The 25,451-nt window shown below is 69.0% G+C and carries 19 protein-coding genes, 2 tRNA genes and 1 pseudogene; 18 read left to right on the forward strand and 4 right to left on the reverse strand.

Going from position 1 to position 25,451, the window contains the following annotated elements; all coding sequences use genetic code 11:
* Nucleotides 1-3: 3 nt before the first annotated feature.
* A complete protein-coding gene (locus tag ACIOHC_RS02125; RefSeq protein ID WP_365689532.1) occupies nt 4-1,200 on the reverse strand; it encodes a cation:proton antiporter in 1,197 nt (398 codons plus the stop codon).
* A gap of 371 nt (nt 1,201-1,571) precedes the next feature.
* On the opposite strand from ACIOHC_RS02125, the gene ACIOHC_RS02130 reads away from it, so the two are divergent.
* From ACIOHC_RS02130 to ACIOHC_RS02140, 3 genes and pseudogenes are all read left to right on the forward strand, one after another.
* Nucleotides 1,572-2,417, forward strand: coding sequence for an ABC transporter ATP-binding protein (locus ACIOHC_RS02130; protein WP_401840983.1), 846 nt, complete (start codon nt 1,572-1,574; stop codon nt 2,415-2,417).
* A complete protein-coding gene (locus tag ACIOHC_RS02135; RefSeq protein WP_401840986.1) occupies nt 2,417-4,909 on the forward strand; it encodes an ABC transporter permease in 2,493 nt (830 codons plus the stop codon). The genes ACIOHC_RS02130 and ACIOHC_RS02135 overlap by 1 nt, the downstream gene beginning before the upstream one ends.
* A gap of 9 nt (nt 4,910-4,918) precedes the next feature.
* A pseudogene (locus ACIOHC_RS02140) lies at nt 4,919-5,426 on the forward strand (HD domain-containing protein).
* Nucleotides 5,427-5,435: 9 nt separating this feature from the next.
* On the opposite strand, the gene ACIOHC_RS02145 reads toward ACIOHC_RS02140, so the two are convergent.
* Nucleotides 5,436-6,590: an acyltransferase family protein gene (locus tag ACIOHC_RS02145; protein ID WP_401840989.1), complete on the reverse strand. Its 1,155-nt coding sequence runs from the start codon at nt 6,588-6,590 to the stop codon at nt 5,436-5,438.
* A 481-nt stretch (nt 6,591-7,071) separates the two neighbouring features.
* Between ACIOHC_RS02145 and ACIOHC_RS02150 the strand changes: the two genes are divergently transcribed.
* Nucleotides 7,072-7,266: a hypothetical protein gene (locus ACIOHC_RS02150; RefSeq protein WP_351078408.1), complete on the forward strand. Its 195-nt coding sequence runs from the start codon at nt 7,072-7,074 to the stop codon at nt 7,264-7,266.
* A gap of 125 nt (nt 7,267-7,391) precedes the next feature.
* Here ACIOHC_RS02150 and ACIOHC_RS02155 read toward each other — a convergent pair.
* A tRNA-Gly gene (locus ACIOHC_RS02155) sits at nt 7,392-7,465 on the reverse strand.
* A gap of 165 nt (nt 7,466-7,630) precedes the next feature.
* Here ACIOHC_RS02155 and ACIOHC_RS02160 point away from each other — a divergent pair.
* From ACIOHC_RS02160 to clpX, 5 genes are all read left to right on the forward strand, one after another.
* Nucleotides 7,631-7,707, forward strand: a tRNA-Pro gene (locus ACIOHC_RS02160).
* 188 nt (nt 7,708-7,895) lie between these two features.
* Complete coding sequence (gene tig / locus ACIOHC_RS02165) at nt 7,896-9,293, forward strand: trigger factor (RefSeq protein WP_351078411.1); 1,398 nt, start codon at nt 7,896-7,898, stop codon at nt 9,291-9,293.
* 264 nt (nt 9,294-9,557) lie between these two features.
* A complete protein-coding gene (locus tag ACIOHC_RS02170) occupies nt 9,558-10,163 on the forward strand; it encodes an ATP-dependent Clp protease proteolytic subunit (protein ID WP_176729207.1) in 606 nt (201 codons plus the stop codon).
* Between the two features lie 80 nt (nt 10,164-10,243).
* On the forward strand, nt 10,244-10,924 hold the full coding sequence (locus ACIOHC_RS02175) for an ATP-dependent Clp protease proteolytic subunit (protein WP_351078414.1): 681 nt from the start codon (nt 10,244-10,246) through the stop codon (nt 10,922-10,924).
* A gap of 157 nt (nt 10,925-11,081) precedes the next feature.
* Entirely contained in the window at nt 11,082-12,380 is a 1,299-nt protein-coding gene (gene clpX / locus ACIOHC_RS02180) for an ATP-dependent Clp protease ATP-binding subunit ClpX (RefSeq protein WP_351078417.1), read from the forward strand.
* 76 nt (nt 12,381-12,456) lie between these two features.
* Here clpX and ACIOHC_RS02185 read toward each other — a convergent pair whose 3' ends face one another.
* Nucleotides 12,457-13,473, reverse strand: coding sequence for a hypothetical protein (locus ACIOHC_RS02185; protein ID WP_351078455.1), 1,017 nt, complete (start codon nt 13,471-13,473; stop codon nt 12,457-12,459).
* 153 nt (nt 13,474-13,626) lie between these two features.
* On the opposite strand from ACIOHC_RS02185, the gene ACIOHC_RS02190 reads away from it, so the two are divergent.
* The 9 genes from ACIOHC_RS02190 (at nt 13,627) to rodA (ending at nt 25,428) form a co-directional block, all read left to right on the forward strand.
* Nucleotides 13,627-16,275, forward strand: coding sequence for a valine--tRNA ligase (locus ACIOHC_RS02190; RefSeq protein ID WP_401840993.1), 2,649 nt, complete (start codon nt 13,627-13,629; stop codon nt 16,273-16,275).
* Between the two features lie 138 nt (nt 16,276-16,413).
* A complete protein-coding gene (locus ACIOHC_RS02195; RefSeq protein ID WP_401840996.1) occupies nt 16,414-17,937 on the forward strand; it encodes a bifunctional folylpolyglutamate synthase/dihydrofolate synthase in 1,524 nt (507 codons plus the stop codon).
* A gap of 5 nt (nt 17,938-17,942) precedes the next feature.
* Nucleotides 17,943-18,302: a DUF4233 domain-containing protein gene (locus tag ACIOHC_RS02200; protein WP_351078426.1), complete on the forward strand. Its 360-nt coding sequence runs from the start codon at nt 17,943-17,945 to the stop codon at nt 18,300-18,302.
* A 139-nt stretch (nt 18,303-18,441) separates the two neighbouring features.
* Complete coding sequence (ndk, locus tag ACIOHC_RS02205) at nt 18,442-18,855, forward strand: nucleoside-diphosphate kinase (protein WP_093898216.1); 414 nt, start codon at nt 18,442-18,444, stop codon at nt 18,853-18,855.
* A gap of 290 nt (nt 18,856-19,145) precedes the next feature.
* Nucleotides 19,146-20,165: a rod shape-determining protein gene (locus tag ACIOHC_RS02210; protein ID WP_037698738.1), complete on the forward strand. Its 1,020-nt coding sequence runs from the start codon at nt 19,146-19,148 to the stop codon at nt 20,163-20,165.
* A 119-nt stretch (nt 20,166-20,284) separates the two neighbouring features.
* Nucleotides 20,285-21,337: a rod shape-determining protein MreC gene (gene mreC, locus ACIOHC_RS02215; protein WP_351078430.1), complete on the forward strand. Its 1,053-nt coding sequence runs from the start codon at nt 20,285-20,287 to the stop codon at nt 21,335-21,337.
* An 11-nt stretch (nt 21,338-21,348) separates the two neighbouring features.
* Nucleotides 21,349-22,011, forward strand: coding sequence for a rod shape-determining protein MreD (gene mreD, locus ACIOHC_RS02220; protein ID WP_365689521.1), 663 nt, complete (start codon nt 21,349-21,351; stop codon nt 22,009-22,011).
* Between the two features lie 61 nt (nt 22,012-22,072).
* Nucleotides 22,073-24,238 carry a penicillin-binding protein 2 gene (gene mrdA / locus ACIOHC_RS02225; RefSeq protein ID WP_351078435.1) on the forward strand — a complete coding sequence of 722 codons (2,166 nt, stop codon included), beginning with the start codon at nt 22,073-22,075 and terminating at the stop codon, nt 24,236-24,238.
* Nucleotides 24,238-25,428, forward strand: coding sequence for a rod shape-determining protein RodA (rodA, locus tag ACIOHC_RS02230; protein WP_351078438.1), 1,191 nt, complete (start codon nt 24,238-24,240; stop codon nt 25,426-25,428). The genes mrdA and rodA overlap by 1 nt, the downstream gene beginning before the upstream one ends.
* The last annotated feature ends 23 nt before the right edge of the window (nt 25,429-25,451 follow it).

The following is a 25,451-nucleotide window of genomic DNA, read 5'->3' on the forward strand; positions in this document are numbered from 1 at the left end:
GTCTCAGGCAGGCACCGAGATCTGTCCGGCGCCGGTGTCGCTGTCACTGCCCTCACCCCGGCCCCGCCCGCCCGGCAGGACGCGGGCCAGCCAGTGCGACCGTCCGGCGGCCAGCGGTGCGAGGACCGCGAGGAGGAGTACGTATCCGGCGATGAACGGGGAGAGCCGCTCGTCCAGCCCCGCGGCCGCCGCCATCGTGGCGAGGATCAGGGCGAATTCACCGCGGGCCACCAGGGTGGTGGAGATGTTCGCGGTGGCCTGCGGGCCGAACGCGTACACCTTGGCGGCGGCGATCCCGGCGAGGACGTTCATGGCGAGAGTCGCCGCGACGGCGGCCAGCACCGGCCACAGGACGGTCGGCAGGTCGCCCGGGTCGATGGAGAGGCCGAAGGCGAAGAAGAAGATCGCGCCGAAGGCGTCCCGCAGCGGGTGGACCAGCTTGAGGATGCGGGCGCCGGAGGACGTGCTGCCGAGCATCAGGCCGACCATGAAGGCGCCGATCGCGTCCGCGACCCCGAACCACTCCGAGACTCCCGCCACGAGCACCGCGGCACCGAGGAAGGAGATGACGAGGAGTTCGTCGTCACGGGTGTTGATCAGCTTGCCGATGACCCGGGTGCCGTACCGGGCGATCACGGCGAGCAGCAGCAGGAAGCCGAAGGCCTTGCCGCCGTCGACCGCCGCGGCGGAGAGGCTTTCGGCGCCCGACAGGATCGGCTGGAGAGCGGCCAGGTAGAGGGCGAGGAACACGTCCTCGACGACGATGATGCCGAGGATCGGCTTGGTCTCCGGATTGCCGATACGGCCCAGATCGACCAGGACTTTGGTGACGATGGCCGACGACGAGATGCCGAGCACACCGGCGAGGACCAGCGCTTCGGAGGTGCCCCAGCCCAGCGCGAAGCCGAAGCCGAGCCCGGCGCCGACGTTCAGGGCGAGATAGGTGCCGCCGGCGACGGCCATCTTGCGGCCGCCGGCCTTGAGGTCGTCGAGATGGAATTCGAGGCCGAGATAGAAGAGCAGCAGCACCAGGCCGAGCGCGGAGAGCATCTCCAGGTCGTGCGGGTCGGCGACGAGCACGATGCCGGGTGTGTGCGGGCCGAGCAGGATTCCGGCCAGGATGAACAGGGGGATGGTCGGCAGTCCGATGCGGCTGCCGACGCGGGCGAGGACGGCGGCGGCGAGGAAGGCGCCGCCCATGGCGATGAGCGTGTCTGCGTGTCCGATGAGCCTGTTCCTTCGATGAGTCAAGAGAGCGTCAAGGAATCGTCAGTAATTAGTTTACCGAACGATTGACGTTGCAACTATGACTCCGGCAACCCGAGGACCGGTTCCTCCCGCAGTGCCCGGGATCCACCCGCGTACCCCCGACCGCTGTCCCGCCTCCGACAGCGCCCCGAAGCCCGTCCGCCCGTTCGACGGCCCCGGGGCCCGCCCGCCCCCGGCAGCACCCTGGGGTTTCCCCCACCTCCGATCCGCCAGCAGCCGCCATGGTCCCGACCCGCCCGTGATCCGTACGTTCGGGATACCGGCCGGAAGACCGGCCGGGAGCAACCGAAAGGCAGGACACCATGGGGCTGCGACGCACCAGGCAGGGCGCGCAGGACAGGCAGTCGACGGCGGGCATCCCTCACGGGCCCGGCCCCTCGGACCTCGCCGTCGAACTGCGCGGCGTCCGTCGGCAGTACGGCCGCGGCGGCTCCGCCGTCCACGCCCTGAGGGGCATCGACCTCGCCCTCCCGCGCTCCAGCTTCACGGCGGTCATGGGTCCGTCCGGCTCCGGGAAGTCGACCTTCCTGCAGTGCGCGGCGGGACTCGACCGTCCCACCGAAGGCTCCGTACGCCTCGGCGGCACCGAGATCACCGGCATGAGCGAGAACCGCCTCACCGAGCTGCGCCGCACCCGCCTCGGCTTCGTCTTCCAGGCATTCAACCTGCTCCCGTCCCTCACGGTCGAGCAGAACGTCGTCCTGCCCATGCGCCTGGCCGGACAGCGCACCGGCTCCGCCCGCAGCCGCCGCGAAGCCGCCGAGATGCTCGGCCGGGTCGGTCTCGGCGACAAGGGCGACCGCCGCCCCGGCCAGCTCTCCGGCGGCCAGCAGCAGCGCGTCGCCGTCGCCCGCGCCCTGGTCACCCGCCCCGACGTGGTCTTCGCCGACGAACCGACCGGCGCCCTCGACACCACCACCGCCGCCGAGATCCTCGCCCTTCTCCGGCACGCGGTGGACAGCCTCGGCGCCACCGTCGTCATGGTCACCCACGACCCGGTGGCCGCCGCCTATGCCGACCGGGTGCTCTTCCTCGCCGACGGCGCGATCGCGGACAGCCTGCCGCGCGCCGGCGCCGCACAGATCGCGGCCCGGATGACCGCTCTGACCGCCAAGACCGCCCCCGCCCACGCAGGAGCAGCAGCCTGATGTTCAGCCCGCGCGTCCCCAACGGCCTCGCCCGCGCGGCCGTCCGCTTCAAACCCGCGTCGTTCGCCGGGACCTTCGTCGCGCTCCTGCTGGCCGCGGCGATCGTCTCCGCCTGCGGCATCCTGCTGGAGACCGGCCTGCGCGCCTCCGTACCGGCGCAGCGCTACGCGAAGGCGCCCGTGGTCGTCGCCGCCGACCAGCAGGCCCATACGACGGTCGGCAGGGGCGACGGGAAGTACGACGCCGCCACACCCCTACCGGGGACCGCGAGGCTCCCCGAATCCCTGGTGGGCAAGGTCGCCTCGGTCCCCGGCGCCGCAGCCGCGATCGGGGACGTTGGCTACCCCGTACGACAGGACGACACCCTCCTCACCGCACACGGCTGGGGTTCCACCGCCCTCACCGGCACGCGGCTGCTCACCGGCACCGCACCCGGGGCCGACGAAGTCGTCGTCCCCACCGGCACCGGCACCGGCACCGGGGCCCGGGTCGGCGAGAAGATCACCCTCGACACCCCTGCGGGCGTAAGGGAGTTCCGTGTCGCGGGCACCACCGCCACCGAAGCCACCGTCTGGTTCGCCGACCGGCAGGCCGTACAGCTCTCCGGCCACCCCGGCCGGGTCGACGCCATCGCCGTGCTCGCCGCCCGTGGCACCTCCACCGACGCCCTCGCCGAGCAGGTACGCAAGTCCGTCGGCCACACCGCCGGGGCCAAGATCCACACCGGTGACGGCCGGGGAGGCGTCGAGGACGCAGGTCTCGCGGGCGCCCAGGAAGTCCTCGCGGGCCTCGGCGGCTCCTTCGGCGGCGTCGCGACCACGGTCGCCGTCTTCACCGCTGCCGGTACGGTCGCCCTCTCCGTCGGCCAGCGCAGCCGCGAGTTCGCCCTGCTGCGCGCCATCGGCGCCACCCCGCGCCAACTGCGCCGCACCATCGCCACCGAATCCCTGCTCGTCGCACCGCTCGCCGGAGTGCTCGGCTGCCTGCCCGGAATCGCCCTGGCCCACTGGTGGTTCGGGCAGCTCCAGGACAAGGGCGCCATCCCCGAAGCCGTCGCGCTGCGGGTGTCCTGGCTGCCACTGACCGTCACCGCGGCCGCCACGATGCTCACCGCGCTGGGCGCCGGATACTTCGCCGCCCGCCGACCGTCGAAGACCAAGCCGGGGCTGGCCCTCGCCGAGTCCGCGGTGGAACGCCCGCCGTTCGGCTGGATCCGCACCCCGCTCGGCCTCGCCGCTCTCGGCGGCGGCGTGGCCTTCGCGGGCGTCGCCGCGTCCACGAGCGGCGAGGACGCGGCGAACGCCGCACTCGGCGTCGTCATGTTCTTCATGCTCGCGGTCGGCCTGCTCGGCCCGCTGATCGCCCGGATCTGCGCCGCCGTCATCGGCTTCCCACTGCGCGCCGCCGGCGCGTCGGGCTCGCTGGCCGCCGCCAACTCCCGGACGAACTCGCGCCGCCTGGCCTCCGCGATCACCCCGATCGTGCTCGCCATGGCCTTCTCCTGCACGCTCGTCTTCATGCACACCAGCGAGGAGCGGGTGATCGCACACCAGCAGCGCGACGCCATCACCGCCGACCACATCGTCTCCGCGCCGGCCGGACTCGCTTCCGACGCGACCGAGCGGGCCGCCGCAACACCCGGTGTCACGACCGCCGTCGGGCTGCTCCGCGGCTCCGTCCTGGTGCCCACCGGATCGGGCGGGGAACGGCGGCTCCAGACCACCTCCGTCCAGGGGATCATCGGCTCCGGCCGGGACCTCACCGAGGTCCAGGACCTCGACGTCCGGTCCGGATCGCTGACCGGCCTGCGCCCCGGCACCGTCGCCATCGACACCACGCTCGCCGGATCCGCGAAGGTCGGCACCGGCGACCGGCTGGCCCTGCGCCTCCCGGACGGCACCAAGGCGGCTCCGAAGATCGTCGCCGTCTACGGCCGCGGCCTGGGCACCGGTCTGGTCACACTGCCCGCCGCCGACCTCGGCGCCCATGTCACCTCGCCGTACGCCACCGACCTGCTGGTACGGGCCACACCCGCCGCCGCACGGAAGCTCACCGCGCTCGGTACGGTCACCGACCGGACCGGTTACGCCGCCGCGCAGGACCAGAACCGTGAACTCAACGCCTGGGCCAACACCACCATGGCCGCGGTTCTCGGCGGATTCGCCGCCGTCGCCGCGGTCAACACCCTGGTGATGACCGTCCTCGACCGGCGCCGCGAACTGACCATGCTGCGGCTCGTCGGCTCCACCCGCCGCCAGGTCATGGGGATGATCCGCTGGGAGGCGCTGCTCGTCACGGTCGTCGGCGCCGCGCTCGGCACCGCCATCGCACTGGCCACTCTGGTCCCGATGGTGAAGGGACTCACGGGCGAATCGCCTTACATCCCACCGGCGTTGTACATGTCCTTCCTCGCCGCGACCATCGGACTCGGCCTGGCCGCCGTGACGGTCCCGGCCCGGGCCGCCCTGCGCGGGACGGCCGCGCGTCCGTAGAGTCGGGCCATGCCCACACCACGCGCACGGCTGACCTTGGCCGAAATCGAGGCGATCGCCCGCGAGGCCCACGCCGACCAGCGGGACAAAGCGGGACGCCCGTACACCGAGCATCTCGCCGCGGTCGCCGAGGGCGTGCGGATCAGGGGCGGCAGCGACGAACAGATCGCCGCGGCCTGGCTGCACGACGCGGTCGAGGACGACGCGCTGTCGCAGGAGTGGCTGGCCGGTGCCGCGCTGCCGCAGCGGGTCAAGGACATGGTCCTCGCCGTCACCAAACGTGACGGCGAGGACCTCGCTTCCTACACCCGGCGCATCCTCGACACCCCGGGCGCACTGCTGATCAAGGAGTCCGACCTGGCGCACAACGCCGACCCGGACCGCCTCGCCGTGCTGGAACCGGCGACCCGTACCCGGCTGACCGAGAAGTATGCGCAGGTGCGGGGGGCTGCTCGGGCTCACCCCGGGTGGATCGCCCGCCGAGCAATCGGTTCAAGCCAACACGGGGCAGGACTGAGCCACCGGATCAGCGCCGGGCCGCGTCCCGTCGGAACGCCCAGTCCATCTCCGGCTCGGTCACCGGACGCAGCACCCGCCGTACAGGCGGCGTACACATCAGCGTCACCGCCCCGGCCGCGACCAGGGAGACCAGGGCCAGCCCGCCGGGCGCCGAGAGCCAGTCGTAGGTGTCGAACAGCCCGGCGTATTCGGCGCCCTTGATCAGGAACCCGTGCAGCAGATAGCCGCAGATCGTCCCGGCGCCCAGCACGGTGAACCACATGGGGCGCCGAGGCACCCAGGACAGGAACCCGATGGTGAGCAGCAGGGCGCAGCCGAACATGGCCAGCGTCATCACGGCACCGGACCACCACGGGGCGCCCATCTCCTGCGCGCTGTTGCTGCGGTAGAACCAGCCCAGCTGCATCCGCGACGCCGCCCAGTACGCGAACACCAGGGCCCCGGCGAACAGCGGGAGCGCGAGCATCCGCACCTCACGCCGGCGGACCATCTCGAAGTGCTTGGGCCTCAGCCGGAGCCCCAGGACGAAGAACGGCAGGAACTGCAGAACGCGCTGGAGATCGAGATCGTCGCCGATCGTCGGGGAGAAGGAGGCGAACACGGCGATGACGAGCGCCACCGGCAGCGGATGGCGCAGCGACTGCCAGAGCGGTGTGGTGATGCGCCAGATGAACAGCGCGACCAGGAACCAGGTGAGATACCAGGGGTCGATCAGGCTGATCGGATGATCGGGCGAGTCGTCCGCGTACCGCTTGAACAGTGAATACGCAGTCTCGAACACCACGTAGGGCACGGCGACGCCGGTGACCAGGCGTTTTACCTTGGCGGCGGACATGTCGAACGAGCGGGAGAAATAGCCGGAGATGATGATGAAGGCCGGCATGTGAAAGGTGTACGCCACCATGTACAGCGCACGGGCGGTCCGGCTGCCGTCCATCACCGGTTCCCATGAGTGCGCCACCGCGACGAGCACGATGGCCAGATATTTGACGTTGTCGAAGTAGGCGTCCCGCCTCTTCGCCGACGAGGTCGCCGGAGGCTTGTTCGCCACCGTTGCGGGGGGCGCCGCGGTGGTGGTCATCGTCCCTTGGTGTCTGGGCTCCGACTCCCGGGTCGCTGATGGGAGCGGGGCCCTCTGAAATACGTTCGGAGCGGGGAACATCTAAAGCACCCTAGACGCCCCGATTGCAATTCGTAAAACCGCTCACGGATATCTGGTGTTCGCGTCCAATCAAAAGCGAAACCGCCGAGAACCGCCCGCCATGCCCAGATTCATCCCTATTAAATAGGGCATATCGTCGGGTTATTGAGGGGTGCCAATTCTGCCGCACGCTCGTCCTGGAATTGCATGTGAATGAAGTGTGTGGATATGGGAACCGTCACAGTCGCACGCCGTTGTGATTGTTTGATTCACAGCTCGCTCACAGGGTGTGCGGGGCCTTGCCCGGGGTCCGTGGCGCCCCCCTTGTGCGGTTGTGCGCCCCCGGCGCACGTGGGGCGCAAGGATGGCGCGATCCCGTCACTTCGATCCGTCACCTGGCAGCGACCACAGGGGAGTTGGTGGCACGATGGACCGAACGGAGGAGTGCTCGGCCGGACACCTCCGGGCCGGCAAGGCGGACCGACCAAGGGTGTGATCAGTTGTGGCCATTTCACTGTCTGTGGTGCTGATGTTGGCGATCATCCTGGTGGTCCTGATCCGAGGCGGCTCGATCAAGCCCGGTCCCGCGATCGTCGCGGTGCTCTTCGGTTTCTTCCTGGCGTCGACGGGCATGGCGCCGTCGATCAACAGGTTCATGAACTCCATAGCGGAGACCATCAACCAGATCAGCTTCTGATCCGGCCGAACCGGCTGCCCCGCGCCCCGGTGCGGGAGGTCGCCCGGCGGAGCGCGCCCGACGGAACCCGGGCACGACGCAAAGGGCCCGGTCCGACGGGCAATTCGTCGGACCGGGCCCAAGCATGGAGCGGGCGACGGGAATCGAACCCGCGTAGCTAGTTTGGAAGACTAGGGCTCTACCATTGAGCTACGCCCGCAAGCAACGCACCGCAGGTCCGGGGACCGCGGTACGAGAAGCATCGTAGCGGGTCGCGGGCGCTGCCCGCACACCCGATTGCGGCCACCCGGTGTCGCGTTCGGTGCCGCCCGGGCAAAGCGGCCGATGCGCCGCCTTTCTGCATGTACCCTACGTGTCGCACCGACGGGGTGTGGCGCAGCTTGGTAGCGCGTCCGCTTTGGGAGCGGAAGGTCGTCGGTTCGAATCCGGCCACCCCGACCACCGGCACGATCACGGACCACTCGCGGGACCGCGGACCACCGGCACGATCGCATTGTGGGAGTCCGTCTCCTTGCCGTTACTATGCAAAATGCGTGCCCGTGTGTCTGATGTACCGGGCTCGGTCCGCGAAGCCGCCTCCCGTGCGGCGGAGCAGAACCCCAAGAAGTCAGCCACAAGGAGACCGAACCGTGAAGAGCGCCGTGGAGACCCTGAACCCGACCCGGGTTCGGCTCACTGTCGAGGTGCCCTTCGAGGAGCTCAAGGACAGCCTCGACGCGGCGTACAAGAAGATCAACCAGCAGGTCACGGTGAAGGGCTTCCGCAAGGGCAAGATCCCTGCCCGGGTCATCGACCAGCGCTTCGGCCGCGGTGCGGTGCTGGAGGAGGCCGTCAACGACGCCCTCCCGAAGTTCTACACCGAGGCCGTCAACGAGGGTGAGCTCAACGTCCTCGGTCAGCCCGAGGTCGACATCACCGAGCTGAAGGACGGCGAACTGCTGGCCTTCACCGCCGAGGTTGACGTACGCCCCGAGATCGAGATCCCGGACTACTCCGGCATCGAGGTCACCGTCGACGCCCTCGAGGTCAGCGACGAGGACGTCGAGAAGGCCGTGGAGCAGCTCCGTGAGCGCTTCGCCTCCACCAACCCGGTCGAGCGCGCCGCCGCCGAGGGCGACGTCGTGACGATCGACCTGCAGGCCAAGGTCGACGGCGAGGTCCTGGAGGACGGCGTGGCCGAGGGTGTCTCGTACACCATCGGTTCCGGCGAGCTCCTCGACGGCATCGACGCCGCCGTCACCGGCCTGGAGGCGGGTGGCGAGGCCACCTTCACCTCCGAGCTGAAGGGCGGCTCGGCCGAGGGCAAGGAGGCCGAGGTCACCGTCAAGGTCACCGCGGTCGCCGCCCGCGAGCTCCCCGAGCTGGACGACGAGTTCGCCCAGATGGCGAGCGAGTTCGACACCCTCGACGAGCTGAAGGCGGACAGCCGCAAGCGCCTGGAGACCACCAAGCAGTACGACCAGGCGACCCAGGCCCAGGAGCGTGTCCTGGACGAGCTGCTCAAGCTCGCCGAGGTCCCGATCCCGGAGAAGCTGCTCGCGGACGAGGTCCAGACCCGCAAGCACAACCTGGAGCACCACCAGCTCGGTCAGATGGGTCTGACCCTCGACAAGTACCTGGAGATCCAGGGCAAGACGGTCGAGGAGTTCGAGGCCGAGACCTCCGAGCAGGCGATCAAGGGCATCAAGACCCAGTTCATCCTGGACGAGCTCGTCAACAAGGAGAAGCTGAACGTCAACCAGGAGGAGCTCACCGAGCACCTCATGCGGCGTGCTGCTTCCTCCGGCATGAGCCCCGACCAGTTCGCCCAGGCAGTCGTCGAGGGCGGCCAGGTGCCGATGCTCGTCGGCGAGGTCGCCCGCGGCAAGGCGCTGGCCGTGGTCGTCGAGGCCGCCAAGGTCGTCGACACCAACGGTGAGGTCGTCGATCTGGAGGACGACGAGGAGGAGGCCATCGAGACGGTCGAGGCCGCCGAGGGCACCACCGAGGCAGCGGCCGACGCCGCCGAGGAGAAGAACGAGGCCTGAGCCTCGCGCTGAACCCGCACGACGGGCTCCGGACGCTGTGCGTTCGGAGCCCGTCGTCGTATGGCGTACGGTGCCCCACAACCCTTGTGCGGACTGCGGACCTTGCGCTCCCAGCGAACAGTTGCGGAAGCGGGATGGCGTTGTCCTACCTGCGCGTTAGGGTCCATGAATAGGAAGGGCAGGGGAGTCCCCGCCCACCCGGTACGAAGACGCTGAGACGGCCGGAGCCGTCAGAGACGAGCAGGTGGATACGTGACGAATCTGATGCCCTACGCCGCCGGAGAGCCGTCCCTCGGTGGAGGCCTCGGTGACCAGGTCTACAGCCGACTGCTCGGCGAGCGCATCATCTTCCTCGGTCAGCAGGTCGACGATGAGATCGCCAACAAGATCACGGCGCAGCTGCTTCTCCTCGCCGCCGAGCCGGACAAGGACATCTACCTCTACATCAACAGCCCCGGCGGCTCGGTGACGGCCGGCATGGCGGTCTACGACACCATGCAGTACATCCCGAACGACGTGGTCACCATCGGTATGGGCATGGCGGCCTCGATGGGCCAGTTCCTGCTCACCGGCGGCACCGCGGGCAAGCGCTTCGCGCTCCCGAACACCGACATCCTCATGCACCAGGGTTCGGCCGGCATCGGCGGTACGGCCTCGGACATCAAGATCCAGGCTCAGTACCTGCTGCGCACCAAGCAGCGGATGGCGGAGATCACCGCCCGCCACTCCGGCCAGACGGTCGAGACGATCATCCGCGACGGCGACCGCGACCGCTGGTACACCGCGGAGGAGGCCAAGGAGTACGGCCTCATCGACGAGATCATCACGATCGCATCGGGCGTTCCGGGCGGCGGCGGCACCGGCGCCTGATCCGGTACCCACCGGTTCGGGCTCCACAGCCCCGCGCACCTCTCGTACGCCGAGACACCCAGCCACAGAACGCCACCAGGATGGTGAACACCCACATGAACAACTTCCCCGGCGCCTCCGCGAGCGGCCTCTACACCGGCCCGCAGGTGGACAACCGCTACATCGTGCCGCGCTTCGTGGAGCGCACCTCGCAGGGCGTGCGTGAGTACGACCCGTACGCGAAGCTCTTCGAGGAGCGCGTGATCTTCCTCGGCGTGCAGATCGACGACGCCTCGGCCAACGACGTCATGGCGCAGCTGCTGTGCCTGGAGTCGATGGACCCGGACCGGGACATCTCGATCTACATCAACAGCCCCGGCGGCTCGTTCACCGCGCTCACCGCGATCTACGACACGATGCAGTTCGTGAAGCCGGACATCCAGACGGTCTGCATGGGCCAGGCGGCCTCCGCCGCGGCCGTGCTGCTCGCCGCGGGTACGCCCGGCAAGCGGATGGCGCTGCCCAACGCCCGTGTACTGATCCACCAGCCGTCCTCGCAGACCGGCCGTGAGCAGCTCTCCGACCTGGAGATCGCGGCCAACGAGATCCTGCGGATGCGTACTCAGCTGGAGGAGATGCTGGCCAAGCACTCCACCACGCCGCTGGAGAAGATCCGCGACGACATCGAGCGCGACAAGATCCTGACCGCCGAGGACGCCCTCGCCTACGGTCTCGTCGACCAGATCGTGTCGACCCGCAAGCAGGCGGCCACGGCCGTCTGACGTCGGCCTTCACCCCTTGGCACGGCGGGTTCGCACCGCATCGGCGGTGTGAACCGTGCCAAGGGGGGCCCGAACGGGGGGCAAGGCAAGGTACCGTCGGATAGAGGCACCAGGAGCCGCTGAACCAGGCTGCTCCCAGGCGAAGGGGAAGCACCTCGTGGCACGCATCGGTGATGGCGGCGATCTGCTCAAGTGCTCGTTCTGCGGAAAGAGCCAGAAGCAGGTGAAGAAGCTCATCGCGGGACCCGGTGTGTACATCTGCGACGAGTGCATCGATCTCTGCAACGAGATCATCGAGGAGGAGCTCGCGGAGACCTCCGAAGTGCGGTGGGAGGAACTCCCCAAGCCGCGCGAGATCTACGAGTTCCTCGAGGGCTACGTGGTCGGGCAGGAGCCCGCCAAGAAGGCTCTCTCAGTCGCTGTGTACAACCACTACAAGCGGGTCCAGGCCGGCGAGAACGGCGGCGCGCAGGGCCGGGACGACGCCATCGAGCTGGCCAAGTCCAACATTCTGCTGCTGGGCCCCACGGGCTCCGGCAAGACGCTTCTCGCGCAGACCCTGGCCCGCATGCTCAACGTCCCGTTCGCCATCGCCGACGCGACCGCGCTGACGGAGGCCGGCTATGTCGGCGAGGACGTCGAGAACATCCTGCTGAAGCTGATCCAGGCCGCGGACTACGACGTCAAGAAGGCCGAGACCGGGATCATCTACATCGACGAGATCGACAAGGTCGCCCGCAAGAGCGAGAACCCGTCGATCACCCGCGATGTCTCCGGCGAGGGCGTCCAGCAGGCCCTGTTGAAGATCCTGGAGGGCACCACGGCCTCCGTACCGCCGCAGGGCGGCCGGAAGCACCCGCACCAGGAGTTCATCCAGATCGACACGACGAACGTGCTGTTCATCGTGGGCGGTGCCTTCTCCGGTCTGGAGAAGATCATCGAGTCGCGGGCGGGCGCCAAGGGCATCGGCTTCGGCGCGACGATCCGCTCCAAGCGCGAGATCGAGGCGAGCGACCAGTTCCAGGAGGTCATGCCGGAGGACCTGGTGAAGTTCGGGATGATCCCGGAGTTCATCGGCCGGCTGCCCGTCCTCACCTCGGTCCACAACCTGGACCGTGAGGCGCTGCTGCAGATCCTCGTCGAGCCGCGCAACGCGCTGGTGAAGCAGTACCAACGACTGTTCGAACTCGACGGTGTGGAACTGGACTTCGACCGCCCGGCGCTGGAGGCCATCGCCGACCAGGCGATCCTGCGCGGCACCGGCGCGCGTGGCCTGCGGGCCATCATGGAAGAGGTCCTCCAGTCCGTGATGTACGAGGTGCCGTCCCGCAAGGACGTCGCCCGGGTGGTCATCACGGCGGACGTCGTCCGCAACAACGTGAACCCGACGCTGGTCCCGCGCGAGCCGCGGACGATCGGGAACAGCGACGGCGGGCGGCACGAGAAGTCCGCGTAGCGGCATGTGAACACAGACGGAAGGGGCGCCCGGCCAGGTGGACTGGCGGGGCGCCCCTTCCGACGTCGTGACGCGATCAGATCTTGGTGCGGGACGTGTTGTAGAGCTTGGCGGTCAGGGCGGCCACGTCGTCCTGGTTCATGCCTTTGCCGGCCACGGACTGCGCCACGTCGATTCCGACGAGCACACCGACCGTGCTGTAGTCGGCCCATACGCAGATGGGCGCCGTGAACTCCTTGGGGCCGCCCTTCACGGTGCCGTCGCCCTTGCTGTTGGTGATCTTCATGTCCTGACACTTCATCAGCGCCCCCTTGAACCCGGACGGTGTCACTGCCCTGGGGCTGCCGACGAGGGAGTACTCCATGCCCTCGTTGTTCTTCTGCATGCTGTTCTCGGTGTTCGTGAACGAGTTGTCGATGACCTTCGCGGGGTCGGTGACATCGCCCCAGATGCCCTCGAACGTCAGGGTCTTCACGGTGAGCGGGTTCTCCTGGGAGCCCGAGTTGTACACGGCCGCGGTCTGCTGGGGATCCTTGATCCCCAGCTTTTCGGCCTCCGCCTTGCCGCTGCCGGTCAACGGCGCCGACGGAGTGGAGCCCGCCGAGTTGCTCTTGTACTCGTCCACCGAGGCGGCCGGCGTCAGCTTGTACCCCTTGGTGGAGTCCGCCACGTCGCTGTTGCTGGCACCCCCGCCCGACGTCAGGAAGTACACCCCGCCCGCGATGACCGCCAGTGCCACGACCGCGCCGCCGATGATCAGGCCCGTCTTCTTCTTCGGCTGGGCCGGGGGCATCGGCATCTGGCCGCCGTACTGCGGGCCGCCGTACGGGGGAGGGGGCGGCTGCTGGCCGTAGGGGCCCGGCTGCTGGCCCTGCGGGTAGCCGTAGCCCGGCTGGGGCTGCTGCGGCGGGACACCCTGGGGGGCCTGCTGCGGGTACCCGTAACCGGGCTGGCCCTGCGGCGGCTGACCGCCGTACGGGCCCGGCTGCTGGCCGTACGGGCCGGGTTGACCCTGGGGCGGCTGGCCACCGTACGGTCCGGGCTGGCCCTGCGGAGGCTGGCCGCCGTACGGGCCCGGCTGGTTGTAGCTCATCTGCGGTGTCCCCTGTTCGGAAGCGCTCATCGGAATGCTTATGCGTTCCGAACATCCTGACGGAAGGTCCACCCGCGTGGACCACCGGGAGGCACACCGTTACTCAACAATCCCGTTTCAGTGCACGACTGTGACGGCCCTAAACTGTCCCCCGTGACCGAGAACACTCAGCAGACGCCAGCCAGCAACCCCGAACTGCCGACCCAGTACGCACCGGCCGAGGTGGAGGGGAAGCTGTATGAGCGCTGGGTAGAACGTGGTTACTTCGAGGCCGACGAGCACAGCGAGAAGCCGCCGTACTCCATCGTCATCCCGCCGCCCAACGTCACCGGCAGCCTGCACCTGGGCCACGCCTTCGAGCACACGCTGATCGACGCCCTCGTCCGCCGCAAGCGCATGCAGGGCTTCGAGGCGCTGTACCAGCCGGGCATGGACCACGCCGGCATCGCCACCCAGAACGTCGTCGAGCGCGAGCTCGGCAAGGAGGGCAAGTCCCGCCACGACCTGGGCCGCGAGGCGTTCGTCGAGCGCGTCTGGAAGTGGAAGAACGAGTCCGGCGGCCAGATCTCCGGCCAGATGCGCCGGCTCGGCGAGGGCGTCGCATGGTCCCGTGAGCGCTTCACCATGGACGAGGGGCTGTCCACCGCCGTCCAGACCGTCTTCAAGAAGATGTACGACGACGGGCTGATCTACCGCGCCGAGCGCATCATCAACTGGTGCCCGCGCTGCCTGACCGCGATCTCGGACATCGAGGTCGAGTACCAGGACGACGACGGCGAGCTCGTCTCCATGACGTACGGGGACGGCGACGACACCATCGTCGTCGCCACGACCCGCGCCGAGACGATGCTCGGTGACACCGCCGTCGCCGTCCACCCCGACGACGAGCGCTACAAGCACCTGGTCGGCAAGCAGATCAAGCTGCCGCTGACCGACCGCACGATCCCCGTCGTCGCCGACCACCACGTCGACCCGGAGTTCGGTACCGGCGCCGTGAAGGTCACGCCCGCCCACGACCCGAACGACTTCGAGATCGGCAAGCGCCACGACCTGCCGTTCCTCACGGTCATGGACGAGCGCGCAGTCATCACGGTGCCCGGCCCCTTCGAGGGCCTCGACCGCCTGGAGGCCAGGTCCGCCATCGTCGGCGCGCTGCGGGCCGAGGGCCGGATCGTCGCCGAGAAGCGTCCGTACATCCACTCCGTCGGCCACTGCTCGCGCTGCAAGACCACCATCGAGCCGCGTCTGTCACTCCAGTGGTGGGTCAAGGTCGCGCCGCTCGCCAAGGCGGCCGGTGACGCCGTCCGCGACGGCAGCGTCAAGATCCACCCGCAGGAGATGGAGAAGCGCTACTTCGACTGGGTCGACAACCTCCACGACTGGACGATCTCGCGCCAGCTCTGGTGGGGCCACCGGATCCCCGTCTGGTACGGCCCGAACGGCGAGGTCGTCTGCGTCGGACCGGACGACGAGGCCCCCACGGGCGAGGGCTGGACGCAGGACAGCGACGTCCTGGACACCTGGTTCTCCTCCGGCCTCTGGCCGTTCTCCACGCTCGGCTGGCCGGAGCGGACCGACAGCCTCGCGAAGTTCTATCCGAACTCCGTCCTGGTCACCGGCTACGACATCCTCTTCTTCTGGGTCGCCCGGATGATGATGTTCGGCCTGTACGTCAACGACGGCGTCCCGCCGTTCCACACCATCGTCCTGCACGGCATGGTCCGCGACGAGTTCGGCAAGAAGATGTCGAAGTCCTTCGGCAATGTCGTCAACCCGCTCGACTGGATGGACAAGTACGGCTCCGACGCGCTGCGCTTCACCCTGGCGCGCGGCGCCAACCCGGGCGTCGACGTCCCGATCGGTGAGGACTGGGTCCAGGGCTCCCGCAACTTCGCCAACAAGATCTGGAACGCCACGCGCTTCGCGCTGATGAACGGCGCGACGGTGGAGGGCGAACTGCCGCCCGTCGACCAGCTGTCGGTGACCGACCGGTGGATCCTGTCGCGGCTCAACAAGACGGTCGCCGAAGTCGACGCGTTCTACGACGACTTCCAGTTCGCCAAGCTCAGCGAGGCGCTCTACCACTTCGCGTGGGACGAGGTCTTCGACTGGTACGTCGAGCTGTCCAAGACGACGTTCTTCGCGGGCGGCGAGCAGGCCAGGGTCTCCGGCCGGGTCCTCGGCGAGGTCCTCGACGTGATGCTGCGACTGCTCCACCCGGTGGTCCCGTTCGTCACCGAGACCCTCTGGACCACGCTGACCGGCAAGGAGTCCGTCGTCGTCGCCGACTGGCCGACCGCTGTGTCCGTTCCCGGGGCCGACGCCCCGGGCGGCTTCCGCGACGACGCCGCGGAGCGGGAGATCGCGCTCGTCCAGCAGGTCGTCACCGAGGTCCGACGGTTCCGTTCCGACCAGGGTCTGCAGCCCGGCCAGAAGGTCCCGGCCGAGCTCACCCTGACGGGCACCGCCCTCGCCCCGCACGAGGCGGCCATCCGTCAGGTGCTGCGCCTGCAGCCCGCCGAGGAGGGCTTCCACGCCACCGCGTCGCTTCCGGTCGCCGGGGCCACGGTCGCCCTCGACCTGTCCGGCACGATCGACGTCAAGGCCGAGCGCAAGCGCCTGACGAAGGACCTGGGCGCCGCCGAGAAGGAGAAGGCCCAGGCCAACGGCAAGCTCTCCAACGAGGCGTTCCTCGGCAAGGCACCGGACAACGTGGTCGACAAGATCCGTGGCCGGCTCGCCAAGGCCGAGGCGGACATCGAGCGGATCACCAACCAGCTGGCGAACCTGCCGAAGGCCTGATCACTCGCTGACGGCCAGGCCCCCGTACCCCGCTGCCGGGCGTACGGGGGCTTCGCCGTTCCGCGCACGATCGAGGTCGGGGCTCCCGCACCGCCGGGCGCCGCGCACGATGTCCGTGCCCATCCGTAGACTGGCCCCGTGAGTGAGCCCCGCCCTTCCGACCGGCACGACGACTCCGATCCCGACGAGACCTTCGCGGAGATCGTCGACGAAGCGACCCAGCGCGACCCCGACCTGGCGGTGATCGAGGCCGGGAGCCGTACGCTGCGCACCAGCTCGGGGCCGCCGCAGGGCCAGGAGGTCCCGGCCCGCCCCGCCGACCCCGAGGTGGACAAGGCGCTCCGCGCGGTGGAGCAGGAGCTCGCCGGCCGCTGGGGCGAGACGAAGCTGGAGCCGTCCGTCGCGCGGATCGCCGCGCTGATGGACGTGCTCGGCGAGCCGCAGCACGCCTACCCCTCGATCCACATCACCGGGACCAACGGCAAGACGAGCACGGCCCGCATGATCGAGGCGCTGCTCGGCGCCTTCGATCTGCGTACCGGCCGTTACACCTCGCCGCACGTCCAGTCGATCACCGAGCGGATCAGCCTCGACGGCTCGCCGATCGACCCCGAGCGGTTCATCGAGGCGTACCAGGACATCAAGCCGTACGTGGAGATGGTCGACGCCCAGCAGCCGTACCGGCTCTCCTTCTTCGAGGTGCTGACGGGCATGGCGTACGCGGCCTTCGCCGACGCGCCGGTCGATGTCGCCGTCGTCGAGGTCGGCATGGGCGGCAGCTGGGACGCGACGAACGTGATCGACTCCTCGGTCGCCGTCGTCACCCCCATCTCGCTGGACCACACCGACCGGCTCGGCGCCACGCCCGCCGAGATCGCCGGTGAGAAGTCCGGGATCATCAAGCAGGGGGCCACGGTCGTCCTGGCGCAGCAGCCGGTCGACGCCGCGCAGGTCATGCTGAAGAAGGCCGTCGAGGTCGACGCCACGGTCGCCCGCGAGGGCATGGAGTTCGGTGTCCTCTCCCGCGAGATCGCCGTCGGCGGACAGCTGTTGACGCTGCGCGGTCTCGGCGGTGAGTACGAGGAGGTCTTCCTCCCGCTGTACGGCGCCCACCAGGCGCACAACGCGGCGGTGGCGCTCTGTGCCGTGGAGGCGTTCTTCGGGATCGGCGCCGAGCAGCCCGGCGCACTCGACATCGACACGGTCCGCCGGGCCTTCGCCTCGGTGATCTCGCCCGGTCGCCTCGAAGTGGTCCGCTCCAGCCCGACCGTCGTCCTGGACGCGGCCCACAACCCGGCGGGCGCCCGCGCCACCGCCGACGGGATCTCCGAGGCGTTCGGTTTCTCCCGGCTGATCGGTGTGGTCGGCGCCAGCGGCGACAAGGACGTCAAGGGGCTCCTCGAAGCCTTCGAGCCGATCTTCGCCGAGGTCGTCGTCACCCAGAACTCCAGCGGCCGCGCGATGGACGCCGACGAGCTGGCCGCCGTCGCGGTCGAGGTCTTCGGTCACGACCGCGTCCAGGTCGAACCGCGTCTGGACGACGCGCTGGAGGCGGCGATCACCCTCGCCGAGGAAGAGGACGAATACGCGGGCGCCGGAGTCCTGGTGACCGGTTCCGTGATCACGGTCGGCGAGGCCCGGCTGCTCCTGGGGAGGCACTGACCGACGTGCGTACGCTCTGTGCATCGACGCTGATCGGCGAGTTCTTCGTGATCGGCTTCGCCGGTCTCGTCGCGATGAAGTCCGACGACCTGACGAACACCACGGTCTGGACGGTCTGCGGCATCGGCATGCTGCTCTCCGTGCTGCTCTGCGGGATGATCACCCGCCCCGGCGGGATACAGCTCGGCTGGGCGCTGCAGATCGCCCTGGTGCTGAGCGGCTTCGTCGTCCCGATGATGTTCATCCTCGGCCTGGTCTTCGGGGGCCTGTGGTGGGCCTCGGTCCACTACGGCCGCAAGGTCGACGAGGCGAAGGCCCGCTGGGCGGCCGCGCAGGAGGCCGCCGAGGCCGCGGCCGGTGGCTGATCTCGTACCCCGTGGCCTTGGACCGACCCGCGATTGAGGGGCCCCGATCGCCGGTCGGTCCAACCCGGCCGTGGGACTGTTCCCGTACCCCTGTAGCCTCGCCTCACCGCACCCGCATGCCTGCAAGGAGCCGCACACCATGACCCAGCGCACCCTCGTTCTGCTCAAGCCCGACGCCGTCCGGCGCGGACTGGTCGGCGAGATCGTCGGGCGGATCGAGCGCAAGGCCGGCTGGCGGATCACCGCGCTGGAGCTGCGTACCCTCGACCGCGCCACGCTGGAGCAGCACTACGCCGAACACGTCGGCCGCCCCTTCTACGAGCCGCTCGTCGAGTTCATGCAGTCCGGCCCGATCGTGGCACTGGTCGCCGAGGGCGAGCGGGTCATCGAGGGCATCCGTACGCTCGCCGGACCCACCGACCCGATCGCCGCCGCGCCCGGCTCCATCCGTGGTGACTTCGGCACGATCACCCGGGAGAACCTCATCCACGCCTCGGACTCCGAGGAGTCCGCGGAGCGAGAACTGAAGCTTTTCTTCCCGGGCCTTTCCTGACCTCGGATCAGCCGAACAGCGCTCATGACCTGGGGCGACCGAATTAATTCGGTCGCCCTTCGGCATAGGGTTCCGGATCGCGGGAACGCATCACCCCGACGTAACGTCACCATGAGTGGAACGGCCACCCGTTCCGCCCACAAAGGCGAAGGACCCTCGCGCGGTGTCCGTGCATACGGCACTACGATGGAATCTTCCACGCCCGCAGCGCCCACCTCGCCGACCAGAACAAGCCATCATCGCTTGTCCGGAAGGCCCGACGCATCCTCATGGGGAACAAGGGGAACTCAATGTCGTTCATCGGCCGTGACATGGCTATCGACCTCGGGACTGCCAACACGCTGGTGTACGTCAGGGGGCGCGGCATCGTTCTCAACGAGCCGTCCGTCGTGGCCATCAACACCAACACCGGCGGCATTCTCGCGGTCGGCTCCGAGGCCAAGAAGATGATCGGCCGCACACCGGGCAACATCGTTGCCGTGCGGCCACTGAAGGACGGCGTGATCGCCGACTTCGAGATCACCGAGCGGATGCTCCGCTACTTCATTCTGAAGATCCACAAGCGCCGCTACCTGGCCCGCCCGCGGGTCGTCGTCTGTGTGCCCTCCGGCATCACCGGGGTCGAGCGACGCGCCGTCATCGAGGCGTCGACGCAGGCCGGCGCGCGCCAGGTGCACATCATCGAGGAGCCCATGGCGGCGGCCATCGGTTCCGGGCTGCCGGTCCACGAGGCCACCGGCAACATGGTCGTCGACATCGGTGGCGGCACCACCGAGGTCGCGGTCATCTCGCTCGGCGGAATCGTCACTGCCCAGTCGATCCGGGTCGCCGGTGACGAGCTGGACAACGCGATCATCCAGCACATCAAGAAGGAGTACTCGCTCCTCCTCGGTGAGCGCACCGCCGAACAGATCAAGATCACGATCGGTTCGGCGTACGACATGGACAAGGACGAGCACACCGAGATCCGCGGCCGGGACCTGGTCTCCGGGCTGCCCAAGACCGTGGTCGTCTCGGCCGCCGAGGTCCGCAAGGCCATCGAGGAGCCGGTCAACGCGATCGTCGACGCGGTGAAGACCACGCTCGACAAGTGCCCGCCGGAGCTCTCCGGCGACGTCATGGACCGCGGCATCGTCCTCACCGGCGGCGGTGCGCTGCTGCGCGGACTGGACGAGCGGCTGCGCCGCGAGACCGGGATGCCGATCCATATCGCCGAGGACCCGCTGGACTCGGTGGCGCTCGGGTCGGGCAAGTGCGTCGAGGAGTTCGAGGCACTCCAGCAGGTGCTGGACGCCCAGCCCCGCCGGTAGCGGGCACGGGCCGGCCCGCAGAACACATCAGTCCGCTGTACGGACCACTGCGGCTCCGTACGCCGGATCGTTGATATACAGGCACGAACATTCCGACGAGGAAGGCACGGCCGCCGCACGTGAGGGACACACGAGAGAGCCGGCTGCTCCTGGTGCTGCTGATCGCCATCGCATTCGCACTGATCACGGTGGACATCCGCGGCGGCGAGGAGTCACCGGTGGACGGCGCCCGGCGGGCCGCCGCCACGGTCTTCGGGCCGGTCGAGAACGGCGTCGCGGCGGCCGTCGACCCGGTGGGCAACGCCATAGGAGCGGTACGCGACTCCGGCACCCGGCACAACCGGATCGCTGAACTGGAGCAGCAGAACACCGCGCTCAAGACGAGGCTCGGCAGCGACGACCGGAACCGCAACCGGGTGCGTGAACTGGACCGGATGCTGAAGAAGTCGGCCGCCGGACAGTACGGCATCAAGGGCGCCGAGGTCATCGCCATAGGAGCGGCCCAGGGCTTCTCCTGGACGGTCACCATCGACGCGGGCTCCAACGACGGCATCAAGCGCGACATGACCGTCATCAACGGCGACGGGCTCGTCGGCCGGGTCACCACAGTCGGCCCGGACACCGCCACGGTGCTCCTCGCCAACGACCCCGACTTCACCGTCGGCACCCGTATGGAGAAGACCGACGAACTGGGCTTCGCCACCGGCCAGGGCTCCCGACCGCTGTCCGTCCAGTTCCTCAACGGCAAGGCCAAGGTGAAGAAGGGCGACCGTCTGGTCACCTTCGGCTCCAGCAAGGACAAGCCGTTCGTGCCCGGCGTCCCGGTCGGCGAGGTCGTCCGCGTCGACCCGTCGGGCGGCGGCCTGACCCGTACCGTCTACGTCCGCCCGTACGTCGGTTTCACCAAGCTGGACATCGTCGGCGTCGTCGTCCAGGCCCCGCGCGAGGACCCCCGCGACATGGTCCTGCCGAAGGCGCCGGCCAAGCCCGCCAAACCGAAGCCCACTCCGACCGTGACCGTGACCATCTCGCCCAACGGAGACATCGTCGACACCAACGGCAACGTCGTCGGGAACATCCACGAGAGTCCGGACCCCAGCGGAAGCCCGAACCCGAACGGCAGTCCGGGCGCCACACCGAACACCGGCACCGCGGTCAACGAGCAGAGGTAGAGCTGATTCCCATGCGTCTGAACCGGATTCTGCTCTCCGTCGTGCTGGTCGTGGTCGCCCTGGTCGTCCAGGTCTCGGTCCTCGCCCGGCTCCAACTCCCCGGCGCCGTGCCCGACCTGCTGCTCCTCGTCGTCCTCGCCCTCGCGTTCGTGTACGGGCACGTCAGCGGCGCACTCATCGGCTTCGGCGCGGGACTGCTGGCCGACCTGGCGCCGCCGGCCGACCACGCCGCCGGGCGCTACGCCCTGGTGCTCTGCGTCATCGGCTACCTCGCCGGACTCGTCAAGCCGGAGACCGGGCAGCTCAAGTCGGCGTTCGTCCCGATGGTCGCGGTCGTGGCCGCGGCGATCGGATCGACCCTGCTGTACGCGCTCGTCGGCGCGCTCGTCGGGGACACGGCGGCCCGTCATGTCGGGCTCGGCAGCCTGCTGTTCACGGCCGCCGTCTACGACCTGCTCCTCGCGCCGTTCGTCGTGCCCCTGGTCATGGCGGTCGCCAGACGCACGGTGAACGACCCGCTCGCCGAATCGTCCGGCGGCGGCGACGTCGCCGCGGGCTGGCTGTCCTCCGGCACCGGACTGCGGATCGGCGGCCAGCGCGGCGGACTGCGCGTCAAGGTCGCCCGCAACCGGGCCGCACGCGCTGGACGGATCAAGGGAGTCAAGCGACTGTGAGGCCGCATCACCGGGAGGACATCCCCCGTACCTCCGGCCCGACCACCACCGGGGGCGCCCTGTGAGCAACATCCCCGAGACCGGCCGGACCCAACGGGTCCAGATCCGTCTCGTCGTCATCCAGGTCCTCGTCTTCTCCCTGCTGCTCACGCTCGGCGGGCGCCTGTGGTACCTCCAGATCCGCAATGGCCAGGAGTACAGCGACGAGGCGAGGAACAACCATGTCCAGCAGGTCGTCCAGCCCGCCGTCCGCGGCTCCATCCTCGACGCGCGCGGCGTGCCTCTCGCCGACAACGAGACGCGCCTGGTCGTCTCCGCCAGCCGCACCGAGCTGCTGAAGATGAAGGACGACGGCAAGGGCGTCCTGACCCGGCTCGCCGACGTCCTCGGCATGGAGCCCAAGGAGGTCCTCGACAAGGTCCGGCTCTGCGACGCGAAGACGCCGCAGCCCTGCTGGAACGGTTCGCCGTACCAGCCGATCCCGGTCACCGACGAGGCCACCACCCAGCAGGCCCTCCAGATCCGCGAACGTGCCGAGGACTTCCCCGGCATCACCGCCGAGCCCACCGCCGTACGCCGCTACGCCGCGCCCGGCAAGGCCAACACCGCCCAGGTCCTCGGCTACCTCTCGCCCGTCACCGACGAAGAGATCACCAAGGCCCAGGACTCCGACTCGCCGTACCTGCGCTCCGACCAGGTCGGCCGCTCCGGGCTGGAGCGCACCTACGACAAGGAACTGCGCGGCAAGGCCGGTGTCACCCGCTACGAGGTCGACAACCTCGGCCGGGTCATCGGCGAGGCGAAGAACGACGAGGCGGAGCCCGGATCCAGCGTCGTCACCTCCATCGACGCGAGGGTCCAGGCCGTCGCCGAGTACGAGCTCAACGAGGCGATGAAGACGGCCCGCCAGTCGTTCGACAAGAACACCGGTGAGAACTACAAGGCCGACTCCGGCGCCGTCGTCGTCATGGAGGCAAAGACGGGCCGGGTCGTCGCGATGGCGTCCCTGCCGAACTACGACCCCAATGCCTGGGTCGGCGGCATCTCCGCCAAGGACTACGCCAAGCTCACCGGCAAGAAGTCCAACTTCCCGCTGCTGAACCGGGCCATCCAGGGCCAGGCCGCCCCCGGCTCGATCTTCAAGGTCATCTCCTCGACCGCGGCGGTCAACGCCGGCTACCCCTTCGACGGCCACTACCCCTGCCCCAGCTCGTACAACGTCGGCGGGCAGACCTTCAAGAACTTCGAGTCCCAGGGCTACGGGGACATCACGATCGGCCGGGCCCTCGAAGTCTCCTGCGACACCGTCTACTACGGCATCGCGCACAAGGAGTGGCTGAAGGACGGCGGCATGAACCCGAAGAAGCACGCCAAGGACTGGTTCTACAAGACCGCCCACCAGTTCGGCCTCGGCAAGGAGACCGGCATCGACCTCCCCAACGAGGTCAGCGGCCGCGTCCCCGACCGCAAGTGGAAGCAGGACTTCTACAAGGCGAACAAGGACGCCTGGTGCAAGCAGGGCAAGAAGGACGGCTCGTACGTCGAGAAGATCGCGTACGAGAACTGCCTCGAAGGCGACAAGATGCGCGCCGGTGACTCCGTCAACTACTCCATCGGCCAGGGCGACACCCTCGTCACCCCGATCCAGATGGCCACCATCTACGCCGCGATCTCCAACGGCGGCACCCTCTACAACCCCACCGTCGGCAAGGCGATCGTCAGCGGCGACGGCAAGAGCGTCAAGGAGATCGCGCCCAAGTCGCACGGCAAGCTGCCGTTCTCCCGCAAGACCCGCAACGAGATCGACGGCGCCCTCGCGGGAGTCGCGACCCGCGGTTCGGCGGCCTGGCGGTTCGGGGGCTGGCCGCAGGACAAGATCCCGATGCACGCCAAGACGGGCACGGCGGAGGTCTACGGCAAGCAGACGACCTCCTGGTTCGCCACGTACACCAAGGACTACTCGATCGTCATGACGATCTCTCAGGGCGGTACGGGCTCCGGCGCGTCCGGGCCCGCCGTGCGCAACATCTACGACGCCCTCTACGGTCTCGACGACTCCGGCAAGCAGGATCTGAAGAAGGCGCTGCTGCCCACCCCGCAGAAGTCCCTGCCGAAGATCCAGCGCGACGGCTCGATCGACGCCCCGGAGATCAAGCCGTACGACCCGAACTCGCAGAAGACCCCGGAGGAGCAGACCCTCGCGGCGGCCCTGGGGAGGCGCGACTGATGGCCGGCTTCTCCGTCTCGCGGTACGCCCCCGAGCGCTCCGCCTGGGGCAAACTCATCGCCCGCGACTCCGTCGTGCGCAGACTCGACTGGCCGCTGCTCGGGTCCGCGATCGCGCTCTCCTTCATCGGCTCGCTGCTGGTCTACTCCGCGACCCGGGGCCGTGACTCGCTCACCCACGGCGACCCGTACTACTTCCTCTTCCGGCACGTACTCAACTCCGGCATCGGCTTCGCCCTGATGATCGGCACGATCTGGGTCGGCCACCGCACCCTGCGCGGCGCCGTCCCGATCCTCTACGGCCTCTCGGTGATCCTCGTGCTGGCGGTCCTCACCCCGCTCGGCGCCACCGTCAACGGCGCGCACGCCTGGATCATCATCGGCGGCGGCTTCTCGCTCCAGCCGTCCGAGTTCACCAAGATCACCATCATCCTGATCATGGCGATGCTCCTCGCCGAGCGCGTCGACGCGGGTGACCAGCTCCACCCCGACCACCGGACCGTCGCCAAGGCGCTGGGCCTGGCGGCGGTGCCGATGGCCGTCGTCATGGGGATGCCGGACCTCGGCTCCGTGATGGTCATGGTCGTCATCGTCCTCGGTGTGCTCCTCGCCTCCGGCGCTTCGAACCGGTGGATCCTCGGCCTGCTCGGTGCGGGCGTGGCGGGCGCCGTGGCCGTCTGGCAGCTCGGTCTGCTCGACGAATACCAGATCGCCCGCTTCGCCGCCTTCGCCAACCCCGCGCTCGACCCGGCGGGCGTCGGCTACAACACCAACCAGGCCCGCATCGCGATCGGCTCCGGCGGCCTCACCGGAACCGGCCTCTTCCAGGGCACACAGACCACCGGCCAGTTCGTCCCCGAGCAGCAGACCGACTTCGTCTTCACCGTCGCGGGCGAGGAGCTCGGCTTCCTCGGTGCCGGGCTGATCCTCGTCCTGCTCGGCGTCGTCCTGTGGCGCGCCTGCCGGATCGCCCGCGAGACGACCGAGCTGTACGGCACGATCGTCGCCGCCGGAATCATCGCCTGGTTCGCCTTCCAGTCCTTCGAGAACATCGGGATGACGCTCGGCATCATGCCGGTCGCCGGGCTTCCGCTGCCGTTCGTGTCGTACGGAGGGTCCTCGATGTTCGCCGTCTGGGTGGCCGTCGGACTGCTCCAGTCGATCAGGGTGCAACGGCCGATAAGCGCCTGAGCCGGTGCGGGAGCACTGCCCAT

Origin of the sequence: Streptomyces sp. NPDC088252, from assembly GCF_044740965.1 — a bacterium.
Taxonomy (GTDB): Bacteria; Actinomycetota; Actinomycetes; order Streptomycetales; family Streptomycetaceae; genus Streptomyces.